Source organism: Marivita sp. (genome assembly GCF_020055635.1).
Taxonomy (GTDB): domain Bacteria; phylum Pseudomonadota; class Alphaproteobacteria; order Rhodobacterales; family Rhodobacteraceae; genus Marivita.
On record NZ_JAIPUT010000160.1, the window covers coordinates 1 to 3,038 of the forward strand.

At 59.2% G+C, this 3,038-nt stretch carries 1 protein-coding gene, 1 tRNA gene, 2 rRNA genes and 2 pseudogenes; 4 read left to right on the forward strand and 2 right to left on the reverse strand.

Annotated features, from left to right (window positions below):
* The 4 genes and pseudogenes from LCF60_RS24050 to LCF60_RS24065 all read left to right on the forward strand — a co-directional run.
* Positions 1-108 (forward strand): 23S ribosomal RNA (locus LCF60_RS24050); the annotation flags it as partial.
* 311 nt (positions 109-419) lie between these two features.
* A 5S ribosomal RNA gene (gene rrf, locus LCF60_RS24055) occupies positions 420-534 on the forward strand.
* A 43-nt stretch (positions 535-577) separates the two neighbouring features.
* Positions 578-654 (forward strand) — tRNA-Met (locus tag LCF60_RS24060).
* A gap of 88 nt (positions 655-742) precedes the next feature.
* Positions 743-1,504 (forward strand): annotated as a pseudogene (locus LCF60_RS24065) (IS3 family transposase); the annotation flags it as partial.
* Positions 1,505-1,603: 99 nt separating this feature from the next.
* On the opposite strand, the gene LCF60_RS24070 reads toward LCF60_RS24065, so the two are convergent.
* Together LCF60_RS24070 and LCF60_RS24075 are read right to left on the reverse strand one after the other, a co-directional pair.
* Complete coding sequence (locus LCF60_RS24070; RefSeq protein WP_292295060.1) at positions 1,604-2,659, reverse strand: branched-chain amino acid ABC transporter permease; 1,056 nt, start codon at positions 2,657-2,659, stop codon at positions 1,604-1,606.
* Between the two features lies 1 nt (position 2,660).
* Positions 2,661-3,038 (reverse strand): annotated as a pseudogene (locus LCF60_RS24075) (branched-chain amino acid ABC transporter permease); the annotation flags it as partial.

The following is a 3,038-nucleotide window of genomic DNA, read 5'->3' on the forward strand; positions in this document are numbered from 1 at the left end:
CAAGGTATCCCTGAGGGCCGTGGTAGACCACCACGTCGATAGGCCGGAGGTGTAAGCGCAGCAATGCGTTCAGCTGACCGGTACTAATGGCCCGATAGGCTTGATTTGATCCAGTAACAACAAAACCGGCGCGTTGCACAGCAACGCACCGGGTGGCTGGCAGCGCTTTTTGCTCGCAAAAGGCGCGGAGCCACACCGTGGAATGGCAGAACACCGCCAACCACTCTGGACCAATGATCAAAAGCACAACACCAAAACAGCGTACCTGACCTGGACAACACAGTTGATTTTGAACGCCACGACCGAAAAATCGTGGCGGTCGTTGCGCCCGGCTTTCCAAAAACGTGGACCCCGCTGGCATCACATGCCCAGCACCCACAAAAAAGCCCAACCGCGCAGCGACAGGGGTTTTTACTCGGTTTGGTGGTCATAGCGTGAGCAAAACACCCGGTCCCATTCCGAACCCGGCCGTTAAGTGCCACCGCGCCAATGGTACTGCGACTCAAGTCGTGGGAGAGTAGGTCACCGCCAAACCTAGCAAAAACCCCAACCTCTCAAAACGATGAAAACAACCTGTCGCGGGGTGGAGCAGCCCGGTAGCTCGTCAGGCTCATAACCTGAAGGTCGTAGGTTCAAATCCTACCCCCGCAACCAATAAAACAAGGCCTCAAAGCGGTAACCCGCTCGGGGCCTTTTTCGTTGTGTCCGACAGGTGTCCGATTGAACAGTGGTCTGCAAACACATCCGCAAAGCAATGAGTGAGATTGCTTCGAGCAGACGCCGGTTTGGATATCGGCGTATCGGCATCCTGCTTGAGCGCAAGGGTATGATCATGAATGCAAAGAAGCTTTACCGCATCTACCGTGAAGAGGGGCTGTCCGTCCGGCGGCGACGGGGCCGCAAGCGGGCGCGTGGCAGCCGAGCACCCATGCCTACAGCACTGCGCCCAAACCAGCGCTGGTCGATGGATTTCGTGTCCGACACATTTGGTGCGTCGCGCAAATTCCGCGTGCTTGCGGTGAATGATGATTGCTGCCGCGAAAACCTGTGCCTGATTGCCGATACCAGCCTGTCGGGCACGCGCGTAGCCCGTGAACTGGATGCGCTGGTGCGCCTCTATGGAAAGCCAGAGAGCATTGTCAGTGACAACGGAACAGAGTTCACCAGTGCCGCCATTCTGAAATGGGCGCAGAAGAACGACGTGCAGTGGCATTACATCGATCCGGGAAAGCCACAGCAGAATGGCTACATCGAGTCATTCAATGGCAGCCTGTGCGACGAATGCCTGAATGAATAGATATTCGACAACCTGGACGATGCACGGCGAAAACTGGGCCTGTAGCGCTATGATTACAACCACGTCAGGCCACACTCATCGCTGGGCAACAAAACACCCGCTGAAGCGCGCCGAGCGCTTGAGCTATCTGAGGGCTCCGCGCTCGGCGCGCTTGCCCATAACGAAAGACCCGACTACCAATCTCAAACCCGCAGACTCTCGTTATGATCGAGGGACCCAAGGGGGGCAGGTCAGCCCCCGCAACGAAATTCGAACCTACGCAACTTCGTTTGTAGATCTGAAACGACAGACTGAGAGTGCGCGCTTTCATAGCTTCCGTGTTCGAAGCCTCCCCACGATTCCTGTGGGGAAGAAATAGACGCTCAGCACGAAAAGGATGCCAAGCCACATCAGCCAGCGGTTCGGGTCGAGAAGCCGAGGGATGATGGGCAAGCTTTCGGTCAAGCCCGCGCCTGCGCCCATCAGGTTCTGAAGGTAGTTCTGCGCCAATACGAAGACGACGGCCCCCAAAACAGCACCATACATCGTGCCCATCCCGCCGATCACGACCATCAGCAGGACATCCAGCATGATCTCGAAACTCAGCGTCGTGTCCGGGCCGACGTAGCGCAGCCAGATCGCGTAGAGGCTGCCGGCAAAGGCGGCCATCGCGGCGGACAGGCAGCTTGCGGCGGTGCGGTAGGCGACGACCCGATAGCCGATCGCCTCGGCGCGGAAATCGTTCTCGCGGATTGCCTTGAGCACGCTGCCGAAGGATGAATTCACGATCCGCAGCAGGATCAGGAACAGTAAGAGGCAGGTGAAGAACAACATGTAGTAGTTCAGGATGCGTCCGTTGATACGCACGCCGAACAGCTCGCCCAAGCGAAAGGCGGGGGTCAGCTCGCGCGGGATCTGGTAGGTCAGCCCGTCCTCGCCGCCGGTCAATTCGAACAGTTGGCTGACCAGCACGGCGACCGCCGACGCAACCGCCAAGGTGATCATCGCGAAGAAGATCGCCCGCACACGCAGCGAGAAAAGCCCGATCATAAAGGCCACCGCCGACGAGACGACCGCGCCGACCAGCGTTCCGACCAAAAGCGCGTCCCAGCCCCGGCCCATATGGATGCTGGCCAGTGCCACACCATAGGCGCCGAAGCCGAAGAACATCGTGTGGGCAAAGCTCACGATCCCGGTATAGCCCAGCAGCAGGTCGTAGGACGCCACCAGCAGGATGAAAACGCAGATCGTGGCCGCCGTATCCAGGGGGCGCACACCCGGAAACAGGAACGGCGCGAAGCCGAGGCAGAACAGCACGCCCAGCAGCAGGGCCGTCAGGACGGCCGAATTCGGCCTGTCGCCCGAGATGAGGTTCGTCAGCATTTCACTTCGCCTTTACCACGGGCATCATCCCCTGAGGCCGCCACAGCAGGATCGCGGTCATCAGCCCGATATTCGAGATCAGTGCGACCTTGGGTTCGAGGAAGGCCACGTAATTCTGCAACAGACCGACCAGCAGCGCGCCGATGAACGCCCCCTCGATGGACCCGAGCCCACCGATGATGACCACGATGAAGATCAGGATCATCATGCTTTCGCCCATCCCCGCGGTGATGACCTGTTCGTAAAGCGCCCACATCACGCCGCCCAGTCCCGCCAGTGCTGACCCGGCGATGAAGACACCGATGAACACCAGCTTCAGCCGGTAGCCAAGCGCCTCGACCATCTCGCCGTTCTGAACGCCTGCGCGCACGATCAGCCC

Excerpts from the sequence above, each read along its gene's own strand:
- LCF60_RS24070 (WP_292295060.1), bottom strand. The coding sequence starts at position 2,659 with ATGCTGACGAACCTCATCTCGGGCGACAGGCCGAATTCGGCCGTCCTG.